Raw genomic sequence first — 22,587 nt, 5'->3', positions numbered from 1 at the left:
AGCGACGTACCGCCACGACGCGGGGTTTCCGGTCTGGGTCGACGCTATGCCGCTTCGGGAGTTCCCCGGGACCACATGGGCCATTTTTGACGGCCGGTCCGGAGTCGGGAGATCGCGGATCGCCCGGGTGCTGTGGCACTCCGGGCGGCGGCCGGGGGCTTCGCTGCCCCCGAGGCGTATCGCGCTGATCACGGCACCAGGCTATCTCTCCCGCACCCCACCGCGTCATGAGCTGCTTGTGTACAAAAGAACCCCGCGAACTTTGACACTCTGGACAGTGCGCCGCGCCGCCTTGGCGAACCCCCGGAACCGGGGCAATCTGTGGAGAACGCCCGAACCAGGCCCCGGCGGACCCACGAGCCGACCCGACCCGACCTGCCGGGGCCGATCGCCCCCGAGGAGTCCGCCATGCCGCAGAAGATCCTCATCGTCACCGGCGACGCCGCCGAGTCGCTCGAAGTGCTCTACCCGTACCAGCGGCTGCTGGAGGAGGGGTACGAGGTCGACATCGCGGCCCCCGAGCGCAAGACGCTGCGCTTCGTGGTCCATGACTTCGAGCCCGGCTTCGACACGTACACGGAGAAGCCCGGCTACACCTGGCCCGCCGACCTGTCCTTCTCCGAGGTCGACCCCGGGGCGTACATCGCCCTGGTGATCCCCGGCGGCCGGGCCCCCGAGTACCTCCGCAACAACGCGGAGCTGCGGAAGATCGTCGGCGCCTTCTTCTCGGCGGACCGCCCGGTGGCCCAGATCTGCCACGGGCCCCTGATCACCGCCGCCACCGGCCACCTCAGCGGCCGCGCGGTCACGGCGTACCCGGCCCTGGAACCGGACATGCAGAGCGCGGGCGCAACGTTCCAGGACGCGGAGGCGGTGACGGACGGCCCCTTGGTCTCGTCGAGAGCCTGGCCGGACCACGCAGCATGGATGAGAGAGTTCCTGAGGGTGCTCCGCTCAAGCCCGTCGGGCGATTGAGGAGATCTTTCCCCCGCGAAGCGCCGCACCTTCCAGCCCGCCCGGCACACCATCCAGCCCGTCCGGCGTTTGAGGACATCCTTCAGCTCAGCCACACCCCGGCCCGCAGGGGCACTCCACCTGCCCGGGCACACTCCCAGCCCGCCCGGCGCTTGAGGGCATCCTTTCCAGCCCGTCCGGCGTTTGAGGACCGGGGCCCGGGGCAGCGCCCCGAAACCCGCACCACCTCACCCCGCACCCGCTACGCGCCAAATGTCTCCGCCAACGCCACGGCCTCCCCCAGGCTGTCCACGACCGGCACCCCCGCCCCCTCCAGACTGCTCCGGCTGTGCGACCCCCCGGTGTACAGCACCGCCCGCGCCCCCACATGCGCCGCCGCCACCGCATCGTCCAGCGCGTCCCCGATGACCACCACGTTCTCGGGCGAGAACCCGTCCACGCCGCCCGCCCCGCCCAGCGCGGCAAAGTGCCGCTCCATGTGCAGCGCCTTGCTCCCGCCGGACGGCCCCGTACGCCCCTCGACGCGGACGAACCGCGGCTCGATCCCGTACCCCCGCACCACCGGCACCAGCTGCTCATGCCCGTACATGCTCAGGAGCGACTGGCTGCGCCCGGCCCGCTGCCATGCGTGCAGCAGCTCCTCCGCCCCGGCGGTGAGCCCACAGGCCGCCCGCTGCTCCGTGTAGTACCGGTGGAAGACACCGTCCATCCGCTCCCACTCGGCCTCCGTGGGCAGCCGGCCCAGGAACCGCTCGTAGAACCGGGGTATGGGGATGGTGTACATCTCCCGGTACTGCTCCAGCGTGATCGGCGCCAGCTCGACCTCCGCGAACGCGGCGTTCGTCGCCCGGATGACGGCATGCGTGTCGTCGAGCAGCGTGCCGTTCCAGTCCCAGACCAGATGTGTGCGTGTCGTCCCGGAAGTCATACAGAGAAAATACCCGCCGGGTCCGACAGCCCCGCCGGCTCGGCGCGAGCCCGGCACCCGCCTCAGCGGATGAGCTGCGGAATCTCCTGCACGCCGAACCACAGCAGCTCGTGGTCCTCAGCCCCGTCCACCGTGAACTGCGCGTCGTCGTCGCCGAGGTCCGCAGCCCCCAGGGCAGCCGCCGCCGCGGCCACGTCCTTCTCCGCGTCGTCGGCGTCCACGTGCACCGCCGCCGCCTTGGCCAGCGGCAGCGCGGCGGCGATCCGCACCTCGCCGAGCGATGCCGCGCTCAGCCCGTGATCGGGGTCGGCGACGGCGGACCCGTCCGGTACGTCGACGGCGACGACGACCCGGCGGCGCACCTCGTCCGGGCTCCCGGCGATCATCCGGAGCGAGGCGGCGGCGGCCCGGTTGAGCGCCGCGTACTCCAGCTCCTCGATGTCGTCGGAGACGTACCACTCACGCAGCCCGGGGGTCACCGCGTAGGCCGTCAGCGGCCCGGGGCCGACCTCGCCCGCACCGTGCGCCGCTGCGAGACCGGAGAGGGTCAGGGGGACGTACACGCGCATGGCAGGTCGCTTTCGTAGGGGAAACGTCCTCAGGATACGTGGGAGCGTCCCCTTTCGGGTTTCGGCAACCGGGGTCGTCCGTCCACGGCCGACGCCCCGTCACCCCCGCCGTCGCCCTTGCCCCGCAAGGCCCGAGCCACGGATAGGTGAAACCGCCCGCGCCGGATCGGCGCCAGAAGGCCCCTTGCGTCGCTGACGACCGCCCCCGTAGAAGATCCCCAACAAAAGTTACCGCCCGGTAGAAGCCGGGCCCGGTCAACGGGGGCGATGGATCATGAGCACGGACAGGACGAGGCCCGCAGGACGACGCGACCAGAGCGGCCCCCGATCAGCACCGAGCGGTCCTCGATCGGCGTCGAACGGCCCGCGGTCGGCACCGAACGGCCCCCGCCCGGTACCTCCGCAGCGCTCCCGCAGGCCGCAACCCCACCGCCCGCTCCGCCCGCACCAGTGGTTCGCCGAGCGTCTGCTCGCGGTCCTCAGCGGCCAGCGCCCGGTGCACTGGATGCTCGGCCACACCATCGGCGAGGCCTACGACCAGCTCGCCGAACTGGCCCCCAGCACCCCGCTGAGGGCCACCCACGGCAGCCGCCCGGTCCTCCGCCACTGCCGAGGGGCCCAGCCCGCCACGGGGGTGGTCGAGGCGTTCGCCAGCATCGCCGCGGGCGACCGGGTGCGGGCCATGGCCTTCCGGCTGGAACAGGGCGCCGACCAGCGCTGGCGCTGCGCCGCCGTGGAGCTGGGCGGCGAACGCCTCACGGCCGGTGCCCCGGGCCCCCGGTGACCCGGCGAACGCGGCAGGGGCCGGACACCAAGCGGCGTCCGGCCCCTGCCGGGGAACAACCCTTACGGCTACTTCTTGCGACGGCGACCGCCGCCGCCACCGCTCTTCTGGGCCTTGCGACGCTCCGCACGCGTCATGCCGTCGGCCGACCGCGTGGCGCCGGAGGCATCGTCGTTGGCGAAGTCGCCCTCGACGACACCGCCCTCGCCGTCCACCGTAGGGGCGGAGAAGTGGAGCCGGTCCGGCCGCTGCGGGGCCTCCAGGCCCTTGGCGCGGATCTGCGGGGCCGCGGCGGCGCCCTCCTTCTCCAGCGAGGGACGCTCGGCGCCGTCCTGCACCGGAACCTCCTCGACCTGCTGCTCGACCTGGACCTCCAGGTTGAACAGGTAGCCGACGGACTCCTCCTTGATGCCCTCCATCATGGCGTTGAACATGTCGAAGCCCTCGCGCTGGTACTCGACCAGCGGGTCCTTCTGCGCCATGGCCCGCAGGCCGATGCCCTCCTGGAGGTAGTCCATCTCGTAGAGGTGCTCGCGCCACTTGCGGTCGAGCACCGAGAGGACGACGCGGCGCTCCAGCTCACGCATGATGTCGGAGCCGAGGGTGTTCTCGCGCTCCTCGTACTGCTCGTGGATGTCGTTCTTGACCGATTCGGCGATGAACTCGGCGGTGACGCCCGCCAGGTCCCCGGCCGCCTCCTCCAGTTCCTCGACGGTGACCTTCACCGGGTAGAGCTGCTTGAAGGCGCCCCACAGCCGGTCCAGGTCCCACTCCTCGGCGAAGCCCTCGGCGGTCTCCTGCCGGATGTAGTCGTCGATCGTGTCGTCCATGAAGTGCCGGATCTGCTCCTGGAGGTCCTCGCCCTCCAGAACGCGGCGGCGCTCGCCGTAGATGACCTCACGCTGCCGGTTGAGCACCTCGTCGTACTTCAGGACGTTCTTACGCGTCTCGAAGTTCTGCTGCTCGACCTGCGACTGGGCGGAGGCGATGGCACGGGTGACCATCTTGTTCTCGATCGGGACGTCGTCCGGAACGTTCGCCATCGACATGACGCGCTCGACCATCTGGGCCTTGAACAGGCGCATCAGGTCGTCGCCCAGCGACAGGTAGAAACGGGACTCGCCCGGGTCGCCCTGACGGCCGGAACGGCCGCGCAGCTGGTTGTCGATACGGCGCGACTCGTGGCGCTCGGTGCCCAGCACGTAGAGCCCGCCGAGCTCCTTGACCTCTTCGAACTCCGCCTTCACGGCCTGCTCGGCCGCCTCCAGCGCGGCGGGCAGCGCGGCCGCCCACTCCTCGACGTTGTCCACCGGGTCGAGGCCGCGCTGGCGCAGCTCCGCCTCGGCGAGGTCGTCCGGGTTGCCGCCGAGCTTGATGTCGGTGCCTCGTCCGGCCATGTTCGTCGCGACGGTGACGGCGCCCTTGCGGCCCGCCTGGGCGACGATCGTCGCCTCCCGGTCGTGCTGCTTGGCGTTGAGGACCTCGTGCTGGACACCGCGCTTGGAGAGCTGCTGCGAGAGGTACTCGGACTTCTCGACCGAGGTGGTGCCGACCAGGATCGGCTGGCCCTTTTCGTGCTTCTCGGCGATGTCGTCGACGACCGCGGCGAACTTCGCGACCTCGGTGCGGTAGATCAGGTCCGACTGGTCGGCGCGGACCATCGGCCGGTTCGTCGGGATCGGCACCACGCCGAGCTTGTAGATCTGGTGGAACTCGGCGGCCTCGGTCATCGCCGTACCGGTCATGCCGGAGAGCTTGTCGTAGAGGCGGAAGAAGTTCTGCAGGGTGATCGTGGCGAGGGTCTGGTTCTCGTCCTTGATGTCCACCCCTTCCTTCGCCTCGATCGCCTGGTGCATGCCCTCGTTGTAGCGGCGGCCGGCGAGGATACGGCCGGTGTGCTCGTCGACGATCATGACTTCGCCGTCGATGACGACGTAGTCCTTGTCCTTCTTGAACAGTTCCTTCGCCTTGATGGCGTTGTTCAGATAGCCGACGAGCGGGGTGTTCACCGACTCGTAGAGGTTGTCGATGCCGAGCCAGTCCTCGACCTTGGCGACGCCGGACTCATGGATGGCCACGGTCCGCTTCTTCTCGTCGACCTCGTAGTCGCCGGTCTCCTCGATGCCCTTGAGCTGGTTGCCCGCCTCGCCCTTGGTGAGGCGCGTGACCAGCTTGGCGAAGTCGCCGTACCACTTGGTGGCCTGGTCGGCCGGGCCGGAGATGATCAGCGGCGTACGGGCCTCGTCGACGAGGATCGAGTCGACCTCGTCGACCACGGCGAAGTTGTGGCCGCGCTGGACGAGTTCGTCCTTGGACCACGCCATGTTGTCGCGGAGGTAGTCGAACCCGAACTCGTTGTTCGTGCCGTACGTGATGTCGCAGCCGTACTGCTCGCGGCGCTGGGCCGGGGTCATGTTGGCGACGATGCAGCCGACGGACAGACCCAGGAACTTGTGGACCCGGCCCATGAGCTCGGAGTCACGCTGGGCGAGGTAGTCGTTGACCGTGATCAGGTGCACGCCCTTGCCGGAGAGCGCGTTCAGATACGTGGGCAGGGTGCCGACGAGGGTCTTGCCCTCACCGGTCTTCATCTCGGCCACATAGCCGAGGTGCAGGGCGGCTCCACCCATGATCTGTACGTCGTAGTGGCGCTGCCCGAGGACTCGCTTGGCGGCCTCGCGGATCGTGGCGAACGCTTCGGGAAGCAGGTCGTCCAGGCTCTCGCCGTCCGCGTACCGTTCCTTGTACTCGTCGGTGAGCGCCCGCAGCTCGGCGTCGGAGAGGTTGACGAAGTCCTCTTCGATGGAGCTGACCTGGTCCGCGATGCGGTGCAGTTTGCGCAGGATCTTGCCTTCGCCTGCACGCATGAGCTTGTTGAAGACGGACACTGAGGCTGGTCTCCTTGCCGGTCGGGCCTGGCACTGGGTCGTGTGATGGACTCTGGCGCGGGCACGGCAGGTGGGCCCCACCGCAATGGCCATCGTAAGCGAGGACACCACCGCGTCGGGAGGGCTGCCGTCGCGTGGACCTTGCCGCACCCTCAGGCGTGGACCTTGCCGCACCCTTATAGGACAACGGTCCAGGGGCGCGGAAGGTGCCGGGAAGCCCGAAAGTGCTCGCATCGGGGCGGCGGGCTCACGAGAATCGGCCCATGGAGCCGATCACCCTCACCACGGAACGCCTGGTCCTGCGGCCCTTCGGCCCGCAGGACACCCACCGGGTGCACGCCGCCTGTCAGGACCCGGACATCCAGCGGTGGACGGTGATCCCCTCCCCGTACCGCCTCACCGACGCGGAACTGTTCACCACGAAGCTCGCCCCGGCGGGCTGGCAGGACGACTCCGCCTACGGCTTTGCTTTGACCCTGCGGGGGAACGGGACCCTCGTCGGGGCGCTCGGCATCGACCGCCGCAGCCGTCCGGGGACGTACGAGGTGGGCTACTGGTCCACCAAGGAGCACCGCGGCAACGGCTACGCCACCGAGGCGGTGCTCGGCTCCGCCCGCTGGGCCTTCGCCTCGCTCGGGGCGGACCGGCTGGAGTGGCGGGCCGAGATCGGCAATCTGGCCTCACGGGCCGTCGCCCTGCGGGCGGGGTTCCGGCTGGAGGGCGAACAGCGGTCCGGGCTGCTCAACAAGGGCGTGCGGCGTGACGCCTGGACGGCGGCCCTGCTCCCGTCCGACCTCGGGCTCGCGGGCACCCACCCGTACGTCCCCGGGCGGGGCCGGGCTGTCAGTGGCGGCGTCTAGGGTTCGACGTATGACGCCTGTGCCTCCTCCCGCAGTCGAACTCTCCGCCGACCAGGCCCGCCGCATAGCCCTGCGCGCCCAGGGCTTCCTGGGGGCTCCGGACCGTCGGGCGGGGGTGCCGGGGGTACTGCGCCACCTCGGCGCGGTGCAGCTGGACACGATCTCGGTGCTGGCCCGCTCGCACGAGCTGATCCCCTACGCCCGCCTCGGTTCGGTGGGCCGCCGGACGGTGGAGGAGGCCTACTGGTCGGGCGGCCGCACCTTCGAGTACTGGTCGCACGCCGCGTGCATCCTGCCCGTCGAGGAGTGGCCGCACTTCGCGTTCCGCCGGCGCGCCTACCGCTCCCGCCCGCACTGGCACCACGATCTGCCCGACGGGGTGTACGACACCGTGATCAAGCAGCTGCGCGACGAGGGCCCGCTGACGGCCACCGAGCTGGGCGGCGCGAAGAACGGCGGCGAGTGGTGGGACTGGTCGGCGTCCAAGGTCGCCGTCGAGCGGGCCCTGATGTACGGCGAGGTGGTGTGCACCGAGCGGCGCGGCTGGAAGCGGGTCTACGACCTGGCCGAGCGGGCCATTCCGGATGCCCTGCTGCATGACGAGTTGAGCGACGCCGAGTGCCGGCGGCGGCTGGTCGCGCTGGCGGGCAGGTCCCTGGGCGTCGGCACCCGTGGCGACATCGCGGACTACCACCGGCTGAAGGGCGAGGAGTTCGACGCCGTGGTGGCGGACTCGGGACTGGTCCCGGTCGTGGTGGAGGGCTGGGGGAAGCCCGCCTGGGCGGATCCGGAGGCCCTGGCCAAGGAGGTGCGCGGCCGCCACCGTACGACGCTGTTGTCACCGTTCGACTCCCTGATCTGGGAGCGGGCGCGCACGGAGCGGATCTTCGGCTTCACGCATCGGCTGGAGGCCTATGTGCCCAAGCAGAAGCGGATCCACGGCTATTTCGCGATGCCGTTGCTGGCGGGCGGGAAGCTCCAGGGCCGGGTCGACCCGGCGCGCGAGGGCACCACGCTCGTGGCCAAGCAGGCGTCGCCGGCCGGCCCGAAGGCGGTGGCCCCGATGGCCGAGGCGCTGGTGGAGGCGGCGGCCTGGGTGGGCTGCACGGACATCCGGGTCGACCGGGTGGACCCGCCGGAGCTGCGCGAGCCGCTCAGGACGGAGATCGGCCACGCGCTGCAGCGCGCCTATCGCTGAACGGCGCGGCCGCCCCCGCCGGCCGGCTACCTGATCTCGAGGATCTTCTCGCGCATGGCATAGACGACCGCTTCCATCCGGGAGTGCAGCTGCAGTTTCTCCAGGATATTGCGGACGTGGTTCTTCACCGTGTTCTCGGAAATGAACAACTCCTTGGCGATATCCCGGTTGTTCATGCCGGTCGCCACGAGTTTCAGCACCTCCAGCTCGCGATCGGTGAGCCGGGGCGCCGGGACGAGCCGTCGCTCGTCGGTGCGCTGGATCATCGATTTGAACTCGGTGAGCAGCTTGGAGGCCATGGAGGGGCTGATCTGGGACTGGCCGTCGGCGACCGCGCGAATGGCCGTGGCGACCTCGTCGGTGGAGATCTCCTTGAGGAGGTATCCGGTCGCGCCCGCCTTGATCGCCTCGTAGAGGTCGGCCTCCTCGTCGCTGATCGTCAGCATGATGATCTTCGCGCTGGGGGCCACCTCCTTGATGGCGGTGCAGGCCTCGATGCCGCCGCGCTTGGGCATCCGGACATCCATCAGCACGATGTCGGGCAGCAGGTCGGCGGCCTTGTCGACCGCCTCGGAGCCGTCCCCGGCCTCACCGATGACCTGGATGTCCTCCTCCTGCGCGAGGACGATCTCCAGACCCCTGCGGAAGAGCGCGTGGTCATCGACCACGAGGACCCTGATGGGCTCCTTGCGTGCAGCGCCGTCCGCGTCCGCCCCGGTGTACGCGCGGGTGTCGTCGTCGGAGTCGTTCGCATCACGCACGGGCCCGAAGGTGTCCGCCATCGTTCCTCCCCCTGAGGCCACGGCCTGAAGTGTCGGTCGTTCGCCAACGGCACCTCACGGAACACCGATTGGCTCGGTCCGCCATGATTCCATGCCCCGGCCCCGGCACGGTGGTCCTGTACCCGTGCGCGGGTGCCCCCGGTGGCGTGAAAACGCCCCGGGGGCACCCGGATGATGTGGCCTCAGCCGCCGAGCGCACCGCCCGCGCCGCCTGCCTCGTCCGCGGCGAGCGGGTCGGTCCTCAGGTGGATGACGCCGTAGTCGTAGGCGTGTCGCCGGTAGACGACGCTGGGCTCCTTCGTCTCGGAGTCGACGAACAAGTAGAAGTCGTGGCCGACCAGTTCCATCTCGTAGAGCGCCTGGTCGAGCGACATCGGTGCGGCGGTATGGGTCTTCTCGCGCATCACGAGCGGCCCTTCGCCCTGTACTTCGAGCGAGCCGATCTTCGTGGTGGGGACGGGCGCCGGCGACTGGTCGCCGACCAGCTCACCGTCCTCGTCGAACGAAGCCACGCCGGGGACGACGTCCCCGACCTCGGCAGCCGACAGACGGCCGTTGCCACGGCGGCTGTAGCGCTTGTCGTGCTGCTTGCGCAGCCGGGCCTCCAGCTTTCCGGTGGCCAGGTCGAGCGCTGCGTAAGGGTCGCCCGCCGCCGCTTCCGCCCGGATGACCGGCCCCCGCGAGCGGAGCGTGATCTCCACCCGGTCGGAACGGTCTGCCTGACGGGGATTCGGCTCCTTGGACACCTCGACGTCGAGGCTGATCACCTTGCCGTCGAACTTCTGGATCTTGTCCAGCTTCAGCTTCTCGGCCACGTGCTTGCGGAACCGCTCGGGCACCTCGGTCTTGCGGCCCTTGACGACGATGTCCACGCAGAACTCCGTTCCCGGATCGCTCCGCTCAGCGGCGGAGCATCTCCCTTTTGCACCAGGCCCCGGAGATCCCCAGGGCCTCGGACTCGGTGGCTTTCGCCTCCTCCTCCCCCGTCGGAGGGGTCGCAACCCCACCGACTTTGCGTGCTTCTCCTACCGGTGAGTTACCTGCCCGAAACCTCATGGTGCATTCATCGAGGTCCGGCATTCACCGTTCCTCACAACCGAACATAGCCTGCGCACCAGGGTCTCGGCACCCGCTACTGGCACGTACCTCCATTCAGGGGGTATTGCCCTCTCATTACCTGCAACGATGCAGGTTCTCGGTCAGTTCCGGTTTATTTCGAAGGCGGAGGGAGAGGCTGCGACGACCGCCGCCCGGCACCCTCCGCGCACGGAAGGCTCCCGATCGGTGCCGCGCCCCTCGCCGACGGCCCGGGCCGCCTCCGCCAGCGTCGATCCCGTCGTCAACAGATCGTCGACCAGGATCACCCGGTCGTGACGGACGAGTCCGCGCCGGAGAAGGCGCTCTCCCGCTGCCGTGAGCTCCAGTGCGCCGGCCAGATTCGCCCGCCGCTGCCGTGCGTCGAGCCCGGACTGGTCGGCGACCGCGCGCCGCTGCCGGAGCACCGCAAGCACGTGGGCCGGCCGACCCGAACGCCGCAGCTCCCGCGCGGCCGCGGCGGCGATCCTGCGGACCGGATCATGGCCACGCGCGGCGGTCGCGGAACCCGCGGAGGGCACAGGGACCAGCAGCAGAGGCGCCTCAGCTCGCAGGGGACCTGCCCCACTGGGCGTCGCCGCACCGTCCAGCTGCCCCGTCCCGGCCCGTACGCAACCCGCCAGGGCCCGCCCGAGCGCCCCTGCCAGCCCGAGTGCCCCGCGCTCCTTGTGGGCCAGCAGAACCGCGCGTACGGCGTTCTCGTACGGCGCAGCCGCGTACACCGTCGGAAGTCCCGGTGGCCCGGGCGAGGGGCGGACCCGGCGGGCGGGCCCACCGAGCAGCGCCGCCCCGCAGACCGCGCACAGCTCGGTGCGCGGTCTGCCGCAGCCGGCGCAGGTCATCGGCAGGAGCAGACCGGACAGCTCGTGCCACACGTTCCGCATGGCCCCGACTGTGCCGCGCCCACCGGGACCGGGCCACCCCTGTGGAAAACCCAGGAACTCCGGGATCAGCCGGGGTAGACCAGCGCCTTGCCCTTCTTGAGAACCGTCTGCCAGTTGTCCCCCGGCGAGAGCTTCACAATGCCGTCGTCGACGGTCTCCGCCATCAGCGGGAGCTGTTCGTCGTCCGCCGCGGCGACCGACTGGACCTGGTTCACGCCGGGGAGCGCGCCCGAGCCCGACGTGGATCCGTCGGCCTGCACGTAACGCACCTGCTGAACGCCGCCCTCCTCCTTGCCGACCACCACCAGGCGGCTGCGACCCGACCAGGAGATGGCCGAAACGTCCGTGAGCTGCGGGGCGGCCTGGCGCAGGTCCTCGACGGAGATCTCGGGCGCGACGGAGGACCCCCGGCGCTCGACCCGGCCGATGTTCAGCGTCGTACGGCCGTCCTTCGTGAGCAGCAGGGCGATCCGCACGCCGTCCGCGGACATCCGGAGCTCCTCGATCCGGGCACCGTCGAGGCCGGGCACCCGGACCTCCTGCGGCTCGCCCGTGCCTCCGGCCAGCCGCAGCAGCCTGGGGCCCGCCGGATCGCGGTCGGCGACCCACAGGTCGCCGCGGCCGTCCCAGCTCGGCGGCGACAGCCGGTCGGCCGCCTTCTTCGCCTCGCTGGTGACGAGGGGCTCGGCCAGTTCGCCCTCCGTCTCGACGGAGGACACGTAAAGGTGCTGCCCGGAGGAGGAGACCGCGGCGGCCCGCTCCTCGTCCCGGGCCACTCCGACGGATCCCATCGGGACGGTGCCCGCTCCCAGCGGACCGGTCACGGGCTCGGGCGTCCCGGTGTCGTCGGTGGCACCGAGGATCCGCTCCACCTGGCCCTTGTCGTTGATGAGGTACTGGCTGTCGGCACCCTCGGAGCCGCGGTCGGCGGAGAACTCCGGCGCGTCGTCGGCGTCCAGCGCGCAGAGCCGGCCCTTGCCGCCCTCCAGCTCAACCCGCTCGACCCGCGCCGAGGTCAGGTCGCGGAGCGTGAACAGCACCTGGGCGGCCATCATCCGGCAGGCGCTGCGGCCCGCCGAGTCGGCCTTCTTGTTGAGCGGCACCTTCAGGACGTTCTGGTCGTCCGGCGCCAGCGCGGTGACGCCCTTGCGCAGGGCGGTCCCCGTCGGGAAGCGGGAATCGACCACGGGCCGCAGCCAGTTCGTCGGCCCGGCCAGGAGTGTCCTGACGGTCTGCGTCGCGGTGTCCATGCGCGTGACGGGATCCGTACGGTTGCGTACGTAGACGGGGTCGGCGACGAGCGTCGACCGGCCGTTCGTGCTCCCGGTGGCGTAGTAGTACTTGTTCACGGAGCGGTAGAGCCGCTTGAAGTCGGACTGCCCGAGGACCAGGCCGTCCGGCACGACGTTGATGCGCCACTCCTTCTTCCCCTCCGCCACCTGCTCCAGCACCAGGTGCAGGGTCTGGGCGTAGGCGGTGGGCGCGAGCGGCCGGTAGGAGCTCTGGGCGTCGACCGTCGCGACCTTCTCGCCGGTCAGCGTGTAGGTCGTCTCGCGGTCCCGGGTGGCCCGGTTGTCCTCGTCGTGGAGCAGGGGGCCGCTGCGGTTGGGGGCCTGGGCCAGCACCGTGGTGCTCCCGTCCGGCTGCCAGGTGCGGCGGGCATCCTTGCTCAGGTATTTCCGGGTGGTCGCGAACGCGGGATCGTCACTGGTCATCGACTCCAGGAAGCCGTCGACGATCTCACTGGGCGGCGCGCCGTCCCGGGGTGCCACCGCGTACACCTGCACCTGGGAGTCCCCGGGCTGCGAGGCGTCGACCGCCTTCACGTCCCCGGTCACCGGCATCGAGCCGCAGCCGACCAGCACGACGACGCCGCAGCCCAGCAGCGCGGTCATCCGCACCGCCCGTCCATGGCCGCCCGGACGGCGGTCAATACCCACGAGTGGTGTCCTCCTGATCGGAATTCTGTACGCCGCCGACCACGCCACCGGGACGTTCCGGGGCCTGGCGCGCCACGACACGTGCTCCGTTGCCGGGCAGCGCGGCGGGGTGCACCGACGAGGGCGCGCCGCTCCGGGCGACGGGGCCATGGCCGGGCACGGGCAGCGGCGAACGCACCCCCGCCCCGAGCTGGGGCGGCACGGACGTCAACCGGTGGTCGCCCGACGTACCCGCCCCGGTCTCGTCGCGCTCCCGGCCCTCCCGGTTACGCCGCGAGTCCTCGGGCTCCAGCGGTATCGGCGAACCGCGCAGGGGCTCGTCCGCCGTACGCGGCAGGGTCAGCCGGAACTGGGAGCCGCCGCCGGGCTCGCCCCAGGCCTGGAGCCAGCCGCCGTGCAGCCGGGCGTCCTCGACCGCGATGGAGAGGCCGAGGCCGGTCCCGCCGGTGGTCCGGGCGCGCGCGGGGTCGGCACGCCAGAACCGGTTGAAGACGCGGGTCGCCTCGCCGGGCTTGAGCCCGACCCCGTAGTCCCGCACGGCCACGGCGACCGCTCCCTGTGCCACGCCCATCCGCACCACGACGTCCCGGCCCTCACCGTGCTCGACGGCGTTGACCACGAGGTTGCGCAGGACGCGTTCGACACGGCGGGCATCGGCCTCGGCGATGACCGGCTGGTCGTCGCCGACGACCAGGATCCGGGTGCCCTTGCGCTCGGCGAGCGGTTCGGCACCGCCGATCACCCGGTGCACCACGGTCCGCAGGTCTATGGGCTCGGCCTCCAGGGCCGCGGCGCCCGCGTCGAAGCGGCTGATCTCCAGCAGATCGGCGAGCAACGACTCGAACCGGTCGAGCTGGTCGCCCAGCAGTTCGGCGGAGCGTGCGGTGACGGGGTCGAAGTCGGCGCGGGCCTCATGGATGACGTCGGCGGCCATCCGCACGGTCGTCAGGGGGGTCCGCAGCTCGTGCGAGACGTCGGAGACGAAGCGCCGCTGCATCCGGGAGAGCTCCTCCAGCTGCTGGATCTTCAGCTGGAGGTTCTGGGCCATCTTGTTGAAGGCCTCGCCGAGCCGGGCGATGTCGTCCTCGCCGGTGACCTTCATCCGTTCCTGCAGCTTGCCCGCGGAGAGCCGCTCGGCGATGCCGGCCGCCATCCGCACCGGTGTGACGACCTGGCGCACCACGAACCAGGCGATGGCCCCGAGCAGCACGACGACGAACAGTCCAGCGGTCGCCAGGGTCGTCTTGACCAGGGTCAGGGACTTCTCCTCCTGCGTGAGCGGGAAGAGGTAGTAGAGCTCGTAGGGCTGCTGATCGATGTCGTAGAGCCGCTTGCCGACGACGAGCCCCGGTTGCGACTCGTTGCCGTACGAGTACTGGATCAGGGAGTACGTCTGGTAGGCGCCCTGCCCCTTGCTCACGTTCTGCCGCAGGCGCTCGGGCACGCTGGACGCCTCGACGCTGCCGGAGCCGCGCGCGGCCCGGCTGCTCGCACCCTCGGTGACCGAGTCCACGCTGAGCGCCACCACGTTGAAGGCGTTCTTGCCGCCGCTGGCGAGCTGGTCGACGAGCTCGGTGCGCCAGGAGGTGCTGCCGGTCATGCCGTCGCCGCCGTCGCTCCCCTGGCCGCCGGGGGCGAGCGGGGCGTTCGCCTTCTCCTGGGCCGCGGCGAAACCGCCGGCGGCCTGGGTCTGGGCGGCCTTGCCCTTGGCGTCGAGCAGGCCGTTGCGCACCTGGCCGATGACGACGAAGCCGAGCAGCAGCACGACCCCGATCGACATCAGGAGGGTGCCCGCGACCACGCGGAGCTGCAGGTTGCGCCGCCACAAACGGACGGCGGGCAGCAACGGACGGCGCACCCACCGCATCAACAACCGCGGTACGGGCCCGCCGGGCGTCCGGTCCTCGAACAACCGGCCGCCCTGCAGGAAACGGCTCATTCGTGACGCCTTCCGACCCGGGCCGGCAGCCCGCTCCGTACGGACTCCCGGCTCGCCGGGCCCCGGAGCAGCACTGCCTCGGGCCATCTCAGCTCGGTCCGGCCTTGTAGCCGACGCCTCGGACCGTCACCACGATCTCCGGCCGTTCCGGGTCCTTCTCGACCTTGGAACGCAGACGCTGGACATGAACATTCACCAGGCGGGTGTCGGCCGCGTGGCGGTAACCCCACACCTGCTCCAGCAGGACCTCACGGGTGAAGACCTGCCACGGCTTGCGGGCGAGCGCGACCAGCAGGTCGAACTCCAGCGGAGTCAGGGCGATCGACTGCCCCTCCCGCTTCACGGAGTGGCCGGCCACGTCGATGACCAGGTCACCGATGGTCAGCTGCTCCGGCGCGGGCTCCTCGGACCGCCGCAGACGTGCCCTGATCCGGGCGACCAACTCCTTAGGTTTGAACGGCTTGACGATGTAGTCGTCGGCCCCGGATTCCAGGCCGACCACGACATCGACGGTGTCGCTCTTGGCAGTGAGCATGACGATCGGCACACCGGACTCGGCCCTGATCAGCCTGCACACCTCGATGCCGTCCCTACCGGGCAGCATGAGGTCGAGCAGCACCAGGTCCGGCTTGGCCTCACGAAATGCGGCCAGTGCCTTGTCGCCGTCCGCTACGAACGACGGCTCGAAACCTTCTCCACGCAGCACAATCCCGAGCATCTCGGCCAGTGCGGTGTCGTCGTCGACGACAAGGACGCGTCCCTTCATAATCGACATCATCCCATTAGCTAATCGTTACCTGCGATGACCTGGCACACAGCTCGGCCAGTCCGACCCCCGTGACCGGGGAAATTGCGCCCTCCTCGGTGACGATCGCCGTGATCAGTTCCGGCGGCGTGACGTCGAAGGCCGGGTTGTACGCCGGGGCTCCGAGGGGTGCGACGACGATCCCGCCTCCACTGCCGGCCGATACACCCCGGGGTGATGTGAACTCCGTCACTTCTTGCCCGGAACGCTGCTCGACGATGATCGATGTGCCGTCCGGGGTCTCCAGATCCACGGTCGTCGTCGGCGCCACCACGATGAAGGGCACGTGGTGGTACTTCGCGAGCACAGCCAGCGGGTAGCTCCCCACCTTGTTGGCCACCGAGCCGTCCGCGGCGATGCGGTCGGCGCCTATGAGCACCGCGTCGACCTCCCCCGCCGCGAAAAGGGACCCCGCCGCGTTGTCCGTGAGCAGGCTGTACGCCAGCCCGTTCCGCGCCGCCTCGTACGCCGTCAGCCGAGCCCCCTGGAGCAGCGGCCGCGTCTCGTCCACCCACAGCCGCCGCAGCCGCCCCTGCCGGTGCACCCGCAACGCCACAGCGAACGCCGTCCCCTCGCCCCCCGAGACCAGCGCCCCGGTGTTGCAGTGAGTCAGCAGCTGGTACGCACGGCCCGGCAGCAGCTCCTCCAGCAGCGCTTCGCCGTACTCGGCCATACGCCTGCTGGCCTGGGCGTCCTCCCGGTGCAGCGCCCGCGCCTCGGCCAGCGCCGCCGCGGCGGCCGCCTCATCGCCCTCCCCCTTCCCGGCCGCCGCCCAGTAGGCCGCCGCCACCCGCCGCACCCCGTAACCAAGGTTCACCGCGGTGGGCCGCGCCCCCTCCAGCAGTCCCGCCGCCTCCGCGACGTCGAAGCCCCGCGCCGCCGCGAGCGCCACCCCGTAGCCTCCGGCGATCCCGAGCAACGGGGCCCCGCGCACCGCCAGCGTCTGGATCGCCCGCACCAGCGCGGGCACATCGGTACACACCAGCTCGACCTCCTCGGCGGGCAGCCGAGTCTGGTCGAGGAGCACCAGCACGGGACCTTCCGGAGGCTCGTCCCAGCGGAGTACGGAAAGCACGGGAGGCTCGAAGCCCACCGGTGATTGCGCGTCCTGATCAGCCATCTGTCCAGTCTGCCCGGTGAGCCACCCGCAAATGAAGGTGCGAACGAGAAGGAGCGGCTGGTCCGCCCCGGACCGGCGCGTGGCACGATGGCTGCCAACCTGCCGCCCCGATGAGCGGTCAGGACGGTGAAGGAGCGAGAATGAACGACTCTCCGGGCTGGGCGTCGCCCGGATCTGCCCCCTCCGACGGCAAGGAGAAGGCGATCCCCCGCCCCTCCGACCCGCAGGACGGAAGCGGCCCGACGGGACAGTGGTCCCCCGAGCAGCCGCCCCCCGGGCAGTGGTCCCCACCGAGCAACCCCGGCAGCGGCCCCGGAACCCGGCCGCCCACCCCCGGCTGGGGTGGCGGCCCGCAGCGGCAGGGCTGGGCAGGACCGCCCGCGGCCGCGAAGCCCGGCGTCATCCCGCTGCGCCCGCTGAGCCTCGGCGAGATCCTCGACGGCTCGGTGTCCGCCCTGCGCGCCCACTGGCGTACGGCCCTCGGCTTCAGCCTGACGGTCTCGGTGATCACCCAGATCGCCGTCATCCTCATGCAGCGCTACCTGCTGCCGGAACCGACCTCCATCGACCCGAACGCCACCGGCGCCGAGGCCCTGCGCCAGACCGCCGACTCGGCCCGATCGACGCTGATCTCCCTGGCCCCGGTCTCCCTCCTCTCGATGATCGCCACGCTCTTCACGGCGTCGGTCGTCACCGTGATCATCAGCCGCTCCGTGCTGGGCCGCCCCACCACGCTCGCCGACTCCTGGGCCGAAGCCCGCCCCCGTGTCCTCCCCCTGCTCGGGCTGACCGTCCTGGTCGCCGTGATCATGGCCGCCATCATGGCCGTGGGCATCGGCCCCGGCCTGTTGCTCGGCTCCGAGGCCGGAGCGGCCCTCGCCTTCCTCGGCTTCGCCGCCGCCTGCGTCGTGATGCTCTGGCTGAACGTCAGCTTCGCCCTCGCCGCCCCCGCACTGATGCTGGAACGGCAGAGCATCGTGGCCGCACTGCGCAGGTCGGCGAAGCTGGTCCGGGGCGCCTGGTGGCGCACCTTCGGGATCCTCGCCCTGACCTATCTGCTGACCTTCCTGCTGACGTTCCTCGTCTCCATCCCGTTCACCGCCATCGCGGTGATCGCCGACGGAACCGAGGTCAGCGACCTCTTCGGCGGTACCGCCCCCTCCGTGGGCTGGCCCTTCCTGATCGTCACCGGCATCGGCGAAGTGATCGTCTCGACGTTGATCTACCCCTTCGTCGCCGGCGTGATGGCCCTTCTCTACATGGACCAGCGCATCCGCCGCGAAGCCCTGGACCTCGACCTCGCACGGGCCGCCGGCCTGCCCGGCTACGGCGACAACACACCCAGGAGCTGATGCGGTGTCGGGGGCGGGGGGCATCACCACAGCACGGCAGGACATCGCGGCGGGCGACATACCCGTGGACACGTCACGTCTTCCCGCCCGGGAGGCGGCCGAGAGCGAGCTGTCCAAGCCGATGTACCACGAGAACGACCCGAACGTCGTCCAGCGCGCCCTGAACCAGTTCTGGGACTGGGTCGCCGGAGTGTTCGACGCCGCCGCGGGGGCCGCCCCCGGCGGCCCGGCCGGACTCGCCGTCCTGGTCGTCATCGTCGTCGGCCTCGCCGCCGCCCTCTGGTGGCGGCTCGGCACCCCGCAACGCTCCTCCCGGAGCGCGGACGCTCTCTTCGACAGCACGGGCCCCCGCAGCGCGGCCCAGCACCGCGCCGCCGCCGAAGCACACGCCGCGGCCCTGCGCTGGACCGAAGCCGTCCAGGAACGCATGCGCGCCATCGTCCGGTCCCTGGAGGAGCGCGCCCTGCTCGACCCCCGCCCCGGCCGCACCGCGGACGAAGCCGCGGCCGAAGCGGGCCGCACCCTCCCCGAGCACACGGCCCGGCTGCGCGCTGCCGCCCGGAGCTTCGACGACGTGACATACGGCGGCCGCACCGCGGACCAGTCCGCATACCTGTCGCTCCGCACCCTCGACCTCGAACTCGACGAGGCGAAGCCGCTGCTGCCCGGAACCTCCCGAGGAGCCACCGGATGACCGCGGCGACCACCGCTTCGCCCACCTCGACCGCACCCACCCCCGGTCAGGTCTGGACCCGCGCCCGAGGCATCCTGGCGGTCGTCCTCATCCTCGTCGTCGCCGGCATCACGTTCGCCGCCGTACGCTCCGGCACGAACCACGGACAGCTCGACCCCCGCTCCGCGGACCCCAAGGGCAGCCGGGCCGTGGCCGAACTCCTCAAGGCACGCGGCGTATCCGTCACCGTCGCCACCACCCTCGACGAGGCCACCACAGCGGCCGGACCCGACACCACACTCCTGGTCGCCGGCCCCAACCTCCTGACCCGCTCGCAGCAGCTCCGGCTGGAGGAAGCGGCTTCCGACTCCGCGGGACGCACCCTGCTGGTCGCCCCCGGGCCGGGAGGCACAACCCGGCTGGCCCCCGGCATCCGCGCCGAATCGCACCAGGCCGCCAGTGCCCTCGCCCCGGAGTGCGAACTCCCCGCCGCCCGGCGGGCCGGCACCGCGGACATGGGCGGCACCCGCTACACGACGCAGGACCCCACCGCCATCACCTGCTACCCGAGCGCAGGCCTCCCCAGCCTGGTCGTCCTCCCAACCGGAGCGGGCGGCGACACCGTCGTCCTCGGCTCCCCCGACATCCTCCACAACGAACGCCTCGACAAGCAGGGCAACGCCTCGCTCGCCCTCCAACTCCTCGGCTCCCGTCCTCATCTCGTCTGGTACCTCCCCTCTCTCACCGATCCATCCGCGGCAACCGATGACGGCGCCCCCGGCGACGGTGACGAAGAACAGTCGGAGGGCGGAGCGAGGAACGACACGGGCGAAGAGAGCAGCTTCCTCGATCTCGTCCCCTCCGGCTGGCTGTGGGGAACGCTCCAACTCGCCCTCGCCGCCGTCCTCGCCGCCGTCTGGCGGGCCCGCCGGCTCGGCCCCCTGGTGACGGAACGACTGCCGGTAGCCATCCGCGCATCCGAATCCGCCGAAGGCCGCTCCCTCCTCTACCGCAAGGCCAACGCCCGTGACCGGGCCGCCGACGCCCTCCGAGCTGCCGGCCGAACACGTCTCGCCCCGCTCGCCGGTGTGCCCGCCCGTGACGCGCACACCCCCGATGTCCTCCTCCCCGCCCTGTCCGCACGCGTCACCGCCCCGGACCGCGAACTGAACACCCTGCTCTTCGGTACGGCTCCCTCCACCGACGCCGCCCTGGTCCTCCTCGCCGATCAACTCGACGCCCTCGAAAGAGAGGTACGCACTTCATGAGCGCCCCGACCCCCGAGCCGGCCGAGCACTCGGCGCCCGCGGCACCCCCTGCGATGCCCACGGAACCGGAGCCGTCCGACAGCGCCCGCGCCTCCTTGGAGGCTCTGCGCTCCGAGATCGCCAAGGCCGTGGTCGGGCAGGACCCCGCCGTCACCGGACTCGTCGTCGCGCTGCTCTGCCGAGGTCACGTACTCCTCGAAGGCGTGCCCGGAGTGGCCAAGACCCTGCTGGTGCGTGCTCTAGCCGCTTCCCTCGAACTCGACACCAAGCGCGTCCAGTTCACCCCCGACCTGATGCCCAGCGACGTCACGGGTTCACTGGTCTACGACGCACGCACCGCCGAGTTCTCCTTCCAGCCCGGTCCGGTCTTCACCAACCTGCTGATCGCCGACGAGATCAACCGCACCCCTCCCAAGACCCAGTCGTCCCTCCTCGAAGCGATGGAGGAGCGTCAGGTCACCGTCGACGGAACACCGCGTCCACTGCCCGAACCCTTCCTGGTCGCCGCGACCCAGAACCCCGTCGAGTACGAAGGCACCTACCCCCTGCCCGAAGCCCAACTGGACCGCTTCCTGCTCAAACTGACGGTCCCGCTCCCCTCACGGCAGGACGAGATCGACGTCCTCACCCGCCATGCCGACGGATTCAACCCCCGCGACCTCAAGGCCGCCGGTATACGGCCCGTCGCCGGACCCGCCGATCTGGAAGCAGCACGCCAGGCCGTCGCGAAGACGACCGTCTCCCCCGAGATCGCCGGCTATGTCGTGGATATCTGTCGTGCCACGCGCGATTCCCCCTCGCTCGCCTTCGGTGTCTCCCCCCGAGGCACCACCGCACTGCTGTCGACCGCCCGCGCCTGGGCCTGGCTGACCGGCCGGGACTATGTCATCCCGGACGATGTGAAGGCCCTGGCGCTCCCCACGCTCCGTCATCGCATCCAACTGCGGCCCGAGGCGGAAATGGAAGGAGTCACTCCCGACTCCGTCATCGCCTCAGTGCTCGCCCACGTCCCCGTACCCCGATGAGGCGGTGACCATGGCCCTCACCGGACGTACCGCGCTGCTGGCCGCCCTGGGGTCACTCCCCGTAGGCGTCTTCGCTCCCAGCTGGGCCGGGATGCTGGCGGTCAACGCACCGCTCTCACTGGCAATTCTGTGCGACTACGCCCTGGCCGCGCCAGTGCGAACGCTTCGATTCACTCGATCCGGCGATACAAGCGTTCGACTCGGTGACACGGCCGAGGTGCAACTGACGGTGACCAACACCTCCCGTCGGCGTCTGCGCGCCCAACTACGGGACGCCTGGCCCCCCAGCAGCTGGGCCTCGGGCACCGAACGCCGCGCTTCCCGTCACGCCCTGACGATCCCCGCCGGGGAACAGCGCCGAATGGTCACCGTTCTGCACCCGACGCGTCGAGGCGACCGGCAGGCGGAACGCATCACGGTCCGCTCGTACGGACCGCTCGGCCTCGCCGCACGCCAAGGGCAGCATCGAGCCCCTTGGACCGTACGGGTCCTGCCGCCGTTCACCAGCCGCAAGCATCTGCCCTCCCGACTCGCCAGGCTCCGGGAACTGGACGGTCGCACGAGCGTTCTGACCCGCGGTGAAGGCACGGAGTTCGACAGCCTGCGGGCCTACGTACCGGGGGACGACACCCGCTCCATCGACTGGCGGGCCACCGCACGCCAGTCCGCCGTAGCGGTCCGGACGTGGCGACCCGAGCGTGACCGGCACATCCTGATCGTCCTCGACACCGGGCGTACGTCGGCGGGGCGGGTCGGTGACGTACCCCGCCTGGACGCCTCGATGGACGCCACACTCCTTCTCACCGCACTCGCGGTGAGAGCGGGCGACCGCGTCAGCCTCCTTGCCTATGACCGCCAGGTCCGAGCCCGTGTACAAGGCCGAACAGCCTCGGGCAATGTCCTGCCGACCGTCATCAACACGCTGGCGACGCTGGAGCCCGAGCTCATCGAGACGGACGCCCGCGGCCTGAGCAACGCCGCCCTTACCGATGCCCCGCGCGGTTCGCTGATCGTTCTCCTCACGACCCTGGAGGCCGCACCGATCGAGGAGGGGCTTCTCCCTGTGCTGTCCCAGCTCACCCAGCGCCACACCGTTCTCGTGGCCGCGGTCTCCGACCCTCGGATCGAGGAAATGGCCAACGTACGGGGAACAGTGGGCTCGGTGTACGACGCGGCAGCCGCCGGCAAGGCCCAGGCGGACCGCCGCCGTACGGCGGACAAGCTCCGTCGCCATGGCGTCGTCGTCGTGGACGCCACCCCGGACAATCTCGCTCCCGCGCTGGCCGACACGTACTTGGCGCTGAAGGCCGCAGGTCGTCTCTGAGAGGCCTGCGGACCGGCCCAGGGAGAGGTGGGCGGGTTTCGGGTCGGCTCCGAAACGCAGAAAAGCCCCGTGCCACAAGGGCACGGGGCTTCCCGCAATGATTGTTCGGCGGCGTCCTACTCTCCCACAGGGTCCCCCCTGCAGTACCATCGGCGCTGAAAGGCTTAGCTTCCGGGTT

General features: G+C 70.8%; 19 protein-coding genes and 1 rRNA gene. 9 read left to right on the top strand and 11 right to left on the bottom strand.

Annotation, left to right across the window (positions count from 1 at the left end):
* Positions 1–408 precede the first annotated feature (408 nt).
* Positions 409–975, top strand: coding sequence for a DJ-1/PfpI family protein (locus tag IE140_RS32335; protein ID WP_093444041.1), 567 nt, complete (start codon positions 409–411; stop codon positions 973–975).
* Between the two features lie 241 nt (positions 976–1,216).
* On the opposite strand, the gene IE140_RS32330 is transcribed toward IE140_RS32335, so the two are convergent.
* Both IE140_RS32330 and IE140_RS32325 read right to left on the bottom strand, forming a co-directional pair.
* Complete coding sequence (locus tag IE140_RS32330) at positions 1,217–1,903, bottom strand: HAD family hydrolase (protein WP_032765103.1); 687 nt, start codon at positions 1,901–1,903, stop codon at positions 1,217–1,219.
* A gap of 62 nt (positions 1,904–1,965) precedes the next feature.
* Positions 1,966–2,472, bottom strand: coding sequence for a DUF6912 family protein (locus tag IE140_RS32325; protein ID WP_032765104.1), 507 nt, complete (start codon positions 2,470–2,472; stop codon positions 1,966–1,968).
* Between the two features lie 274 nt (positions 2,473–2,746).
* On the opposite strand from IE140_RS32325, the gene IE140_RS32320 reads away from it, so the two are divergent.
* Positions 2,747–3,256 carry an Rv3235 family protein gene (locus IE140_RS32320; protein ID WP_150196677.1) on the top strand — a complete coding sequence of 170 codons (510 nt, stop codon included), beginning with the start codon at positions 2,747–2,749 and terminating at the stop codon, positions 3,254–3,256.
* Between the two features lie 68 nt (positions 3,257–3,324).
* Here the strand turns inward: IE140_RS32320 and secA are convergent, their stop codons facing one another.
* Complete coding sequence (secA, locus tag IE140_RS32315; protein WP_032765105.1) at positions 3,325–6,144, bottom strand: preprotein translocase subunit SecA; 2,820 nt, start codon at positions 6,142–6,144, stop codon at positions 3,325–3,327.
* 263 nt (positions 6,145–6,407) lie between these two features.
* Between secA and IE140_RS32310 the strand changes: the two genes are divergently transcribed.
* Entirely contained in the window at positions 6,408–7,004 is a 597-nt protein-coding gene (locus tag IE140_RS32310; RefSeq protein ID WP_150196676.1) for a GNAT family N-acetyltransferase, read from the top strand.
* Between the two features lie 10 nt (positions 7,005–7,014).
* On the top strand, positions 7,015–8,202 hold the full coding sequence (locus IE140_RS32305) for a winged helix-turn-helix domain-containing protein (protein ID WP_109175124.1): 1,188 nt from the start codon (positions 7,015–7,017) through the stop codon (positions 8,200–8,202).
* Between the two features lie 26 nt (positions 8,203–8,228).
* Here IE140_RS32305 and IE140_RS32300 read toward each other — a convergent pair whose 3' ends face one another.
* The 7 genes from IE140_RS32300 to mtnA all read right to left on the bottom strand — a co-directional run bounded on the left by IE140_RS32300 (position 8,229) and on the right by mtnA (position 16,767).
* On the bottom strand, positions 8,229–8,984 hold the full coding sequence (locus IE140_RS32300; protein WP_032765108.1) for a response regulator: 756 nt from the start codon (positions 8,982–8,984) through the stop codon (positions 8,229–8,231).
* A gap of 182 nt (positions 8,985–9,166) precedes the next feature.
* Positions 9,167–9,856 (bottom strand): ribosome hibernation-promoting factor, HPF/YfiA family, encoded by a 690-nt coding sequence (gene hpf, locus IE140_RS32295; protein ID WP_006124981.1) that lies wholly within the window; start codon positions 9,854–9,856, stop codon positions 9,167–9,169.
* A 327-nt stretch (positions 9,857–10,183) separates the two neighbouring features.
* Positions 10,184–10,963: a ComF family protein gene (locus IE140_RS32290; RefSeq protein ID WP_150196675.1), complete on the bottom strand. Its 780-nt coding sequence runs from the start codon at positions 10,961–10,963 to the stop codon at positions 10,184–10,186.
* Between the two features lie 65 nt (positions 10,964–11,028).
* Positions 11,029–12,864: an LpqB family beta-propeller domain-containing protein gene (locus tag IE140_RS32285; protein WP_483027948.1), complete on the bottom strand. Its 1,836-nt coding sequence runs from the start codon at positions 12,862–12,864 to the stop codon at positions 11,029–11,031.
* Positions 12,865–12,892: 28 nt separating this feature from the next.
* Positions 12,893–14,929 carry an MtrAB system histidine kinase MtrB gene (gene mtrB / locus IE140_RS32280; protein ID WP_150196674.1) on the bottom strand — a complete coding sequence of 679 codons (2,037 nt, stop codon included), beginning with the start codon at positions 14,927–14,929 and terminating at the stop codon, positions 12,893–12,895.
* Between the two features lies 1 nt (position 14,930).
* Positions 14,931–15,620, bottom strand: a complete 690-nt coding sequence (gene mtrA, locus IE140_RS32275) for a two-component system response regulator MtrA (protein ID WP_007448372.1) — start codon at positions 15,618–15,620, stop codon at positions 14,931–14,933.
* A 4-nt stretch (positions 15,621–15,624) separates the two neighbouring features.
* Positions 15,625–16,767 (bottom strand): S-methyl-5-thioribose-1-phosphate isomerase, encoded by a 1,143-nt coding sequence (mtnA, locus tag IE140_RS32270; RefSeq protein ID WP_093444012.1) that lies wholly within the window; start codon positions 16,765–16,767, stop codon positions 15,625–15,627.
* Positions 16,768–16,907: 140 nt separating this feature from the next.
* Here mtnA and IE140_RS32265 point away from each other — a divergent pair, with 140 nt between their 5' ends.
* From IE140_RS32265 to IE140_RS32245, 5 genes are read left to right on the top strand one after another with little or no spacing between them, the layout of a single operon-like run.
* Complete coding sequence (locus IE140_RS32265) at positions 16,908–18,119, top strand: DUF7847 domain-containing protein (protein WP_093444010.1); 1,212 nt, start codon at positions 16,908–16,910, stop codon at positions 18,117–18,119.
* A 4-nt stretch (positions 18,120–18,123) separates the two neighbouring features.
* Positions 18,124–18,813, top strand: a complete 690-nt coding sequence (locus IE140_RS32260) for a DUF4129 domain-containing protein (protein WP_093444008.1) — start codon at positions 18,124–18,126, stop codon at positions 18,811–18,813.
* The gene (locus tag IE140_RS32255) at positions 18,810–20,060 is read left to right on the top strand and encodes a DUF4350 domain-containing protein (RefSeq protein ID WP_150196673.1); all 1,251 of its coding nucleotides are present in this window, start codon (positions 18,810–18,812) and stop codon (positions 20,058–20,060) included. Before IE140_RS32260 ends, IE140_RS32255 begins: the two co-directional genes overlap by 4 nt.
* Positions 20,057–21,085, top strand: a complete 1,029-nt coding sequence (locus IE140_RS32250) for an AAA family ATPase (protein ID WP_150196672.1) — start codon at positions 20,057–20,059, stop codon at positions 21,083–21,085. The genes IE140_RS32255 and IE140_RS32250 overlap by 4 nt, the downstream gene beginning before the upstream one ends.
* Before the next feature lie 10 nt (positions 21,086–21,095).
* Positions 21,096–22,409: a DUF58 domain-containing protein gene (locus tag IE140_RS32245; protein WP_150196679.1), complete on the top strand. Its 1,314-nt coding sequence runs from the start codon at positions 21,096–21,098 to the stop codon at positions 22,407–22,409.
* Between the two features lie 103 nt (positions 22,410–22,512).
* On the opposite strand, the gene rrf is transcribed toward IE140_RS32245, so the two are convergent.
* Positions 22,513–22,587, bottom strand: a 5S ribosomal RNA gene (rrf, locus tag IE140_RS32240); the annotation flags it as partial.

Origin of the sequence: Streptomyces parvus, assembly GCF_014648875.1 — a bacterium.
In the GTDB taxonomy this organism is placed as follows: Bacteria; Actinomycetota; Actinomycetes; order Streptomycetales; family Streptomycetaceae; genus Streptomyces; species Streptomyces parvus.
The sequence above is the reverse complement of the archived record's forward strand: the minus strand, read 5'-3'. Positions and strand labels throughout refer to the sequence as shown.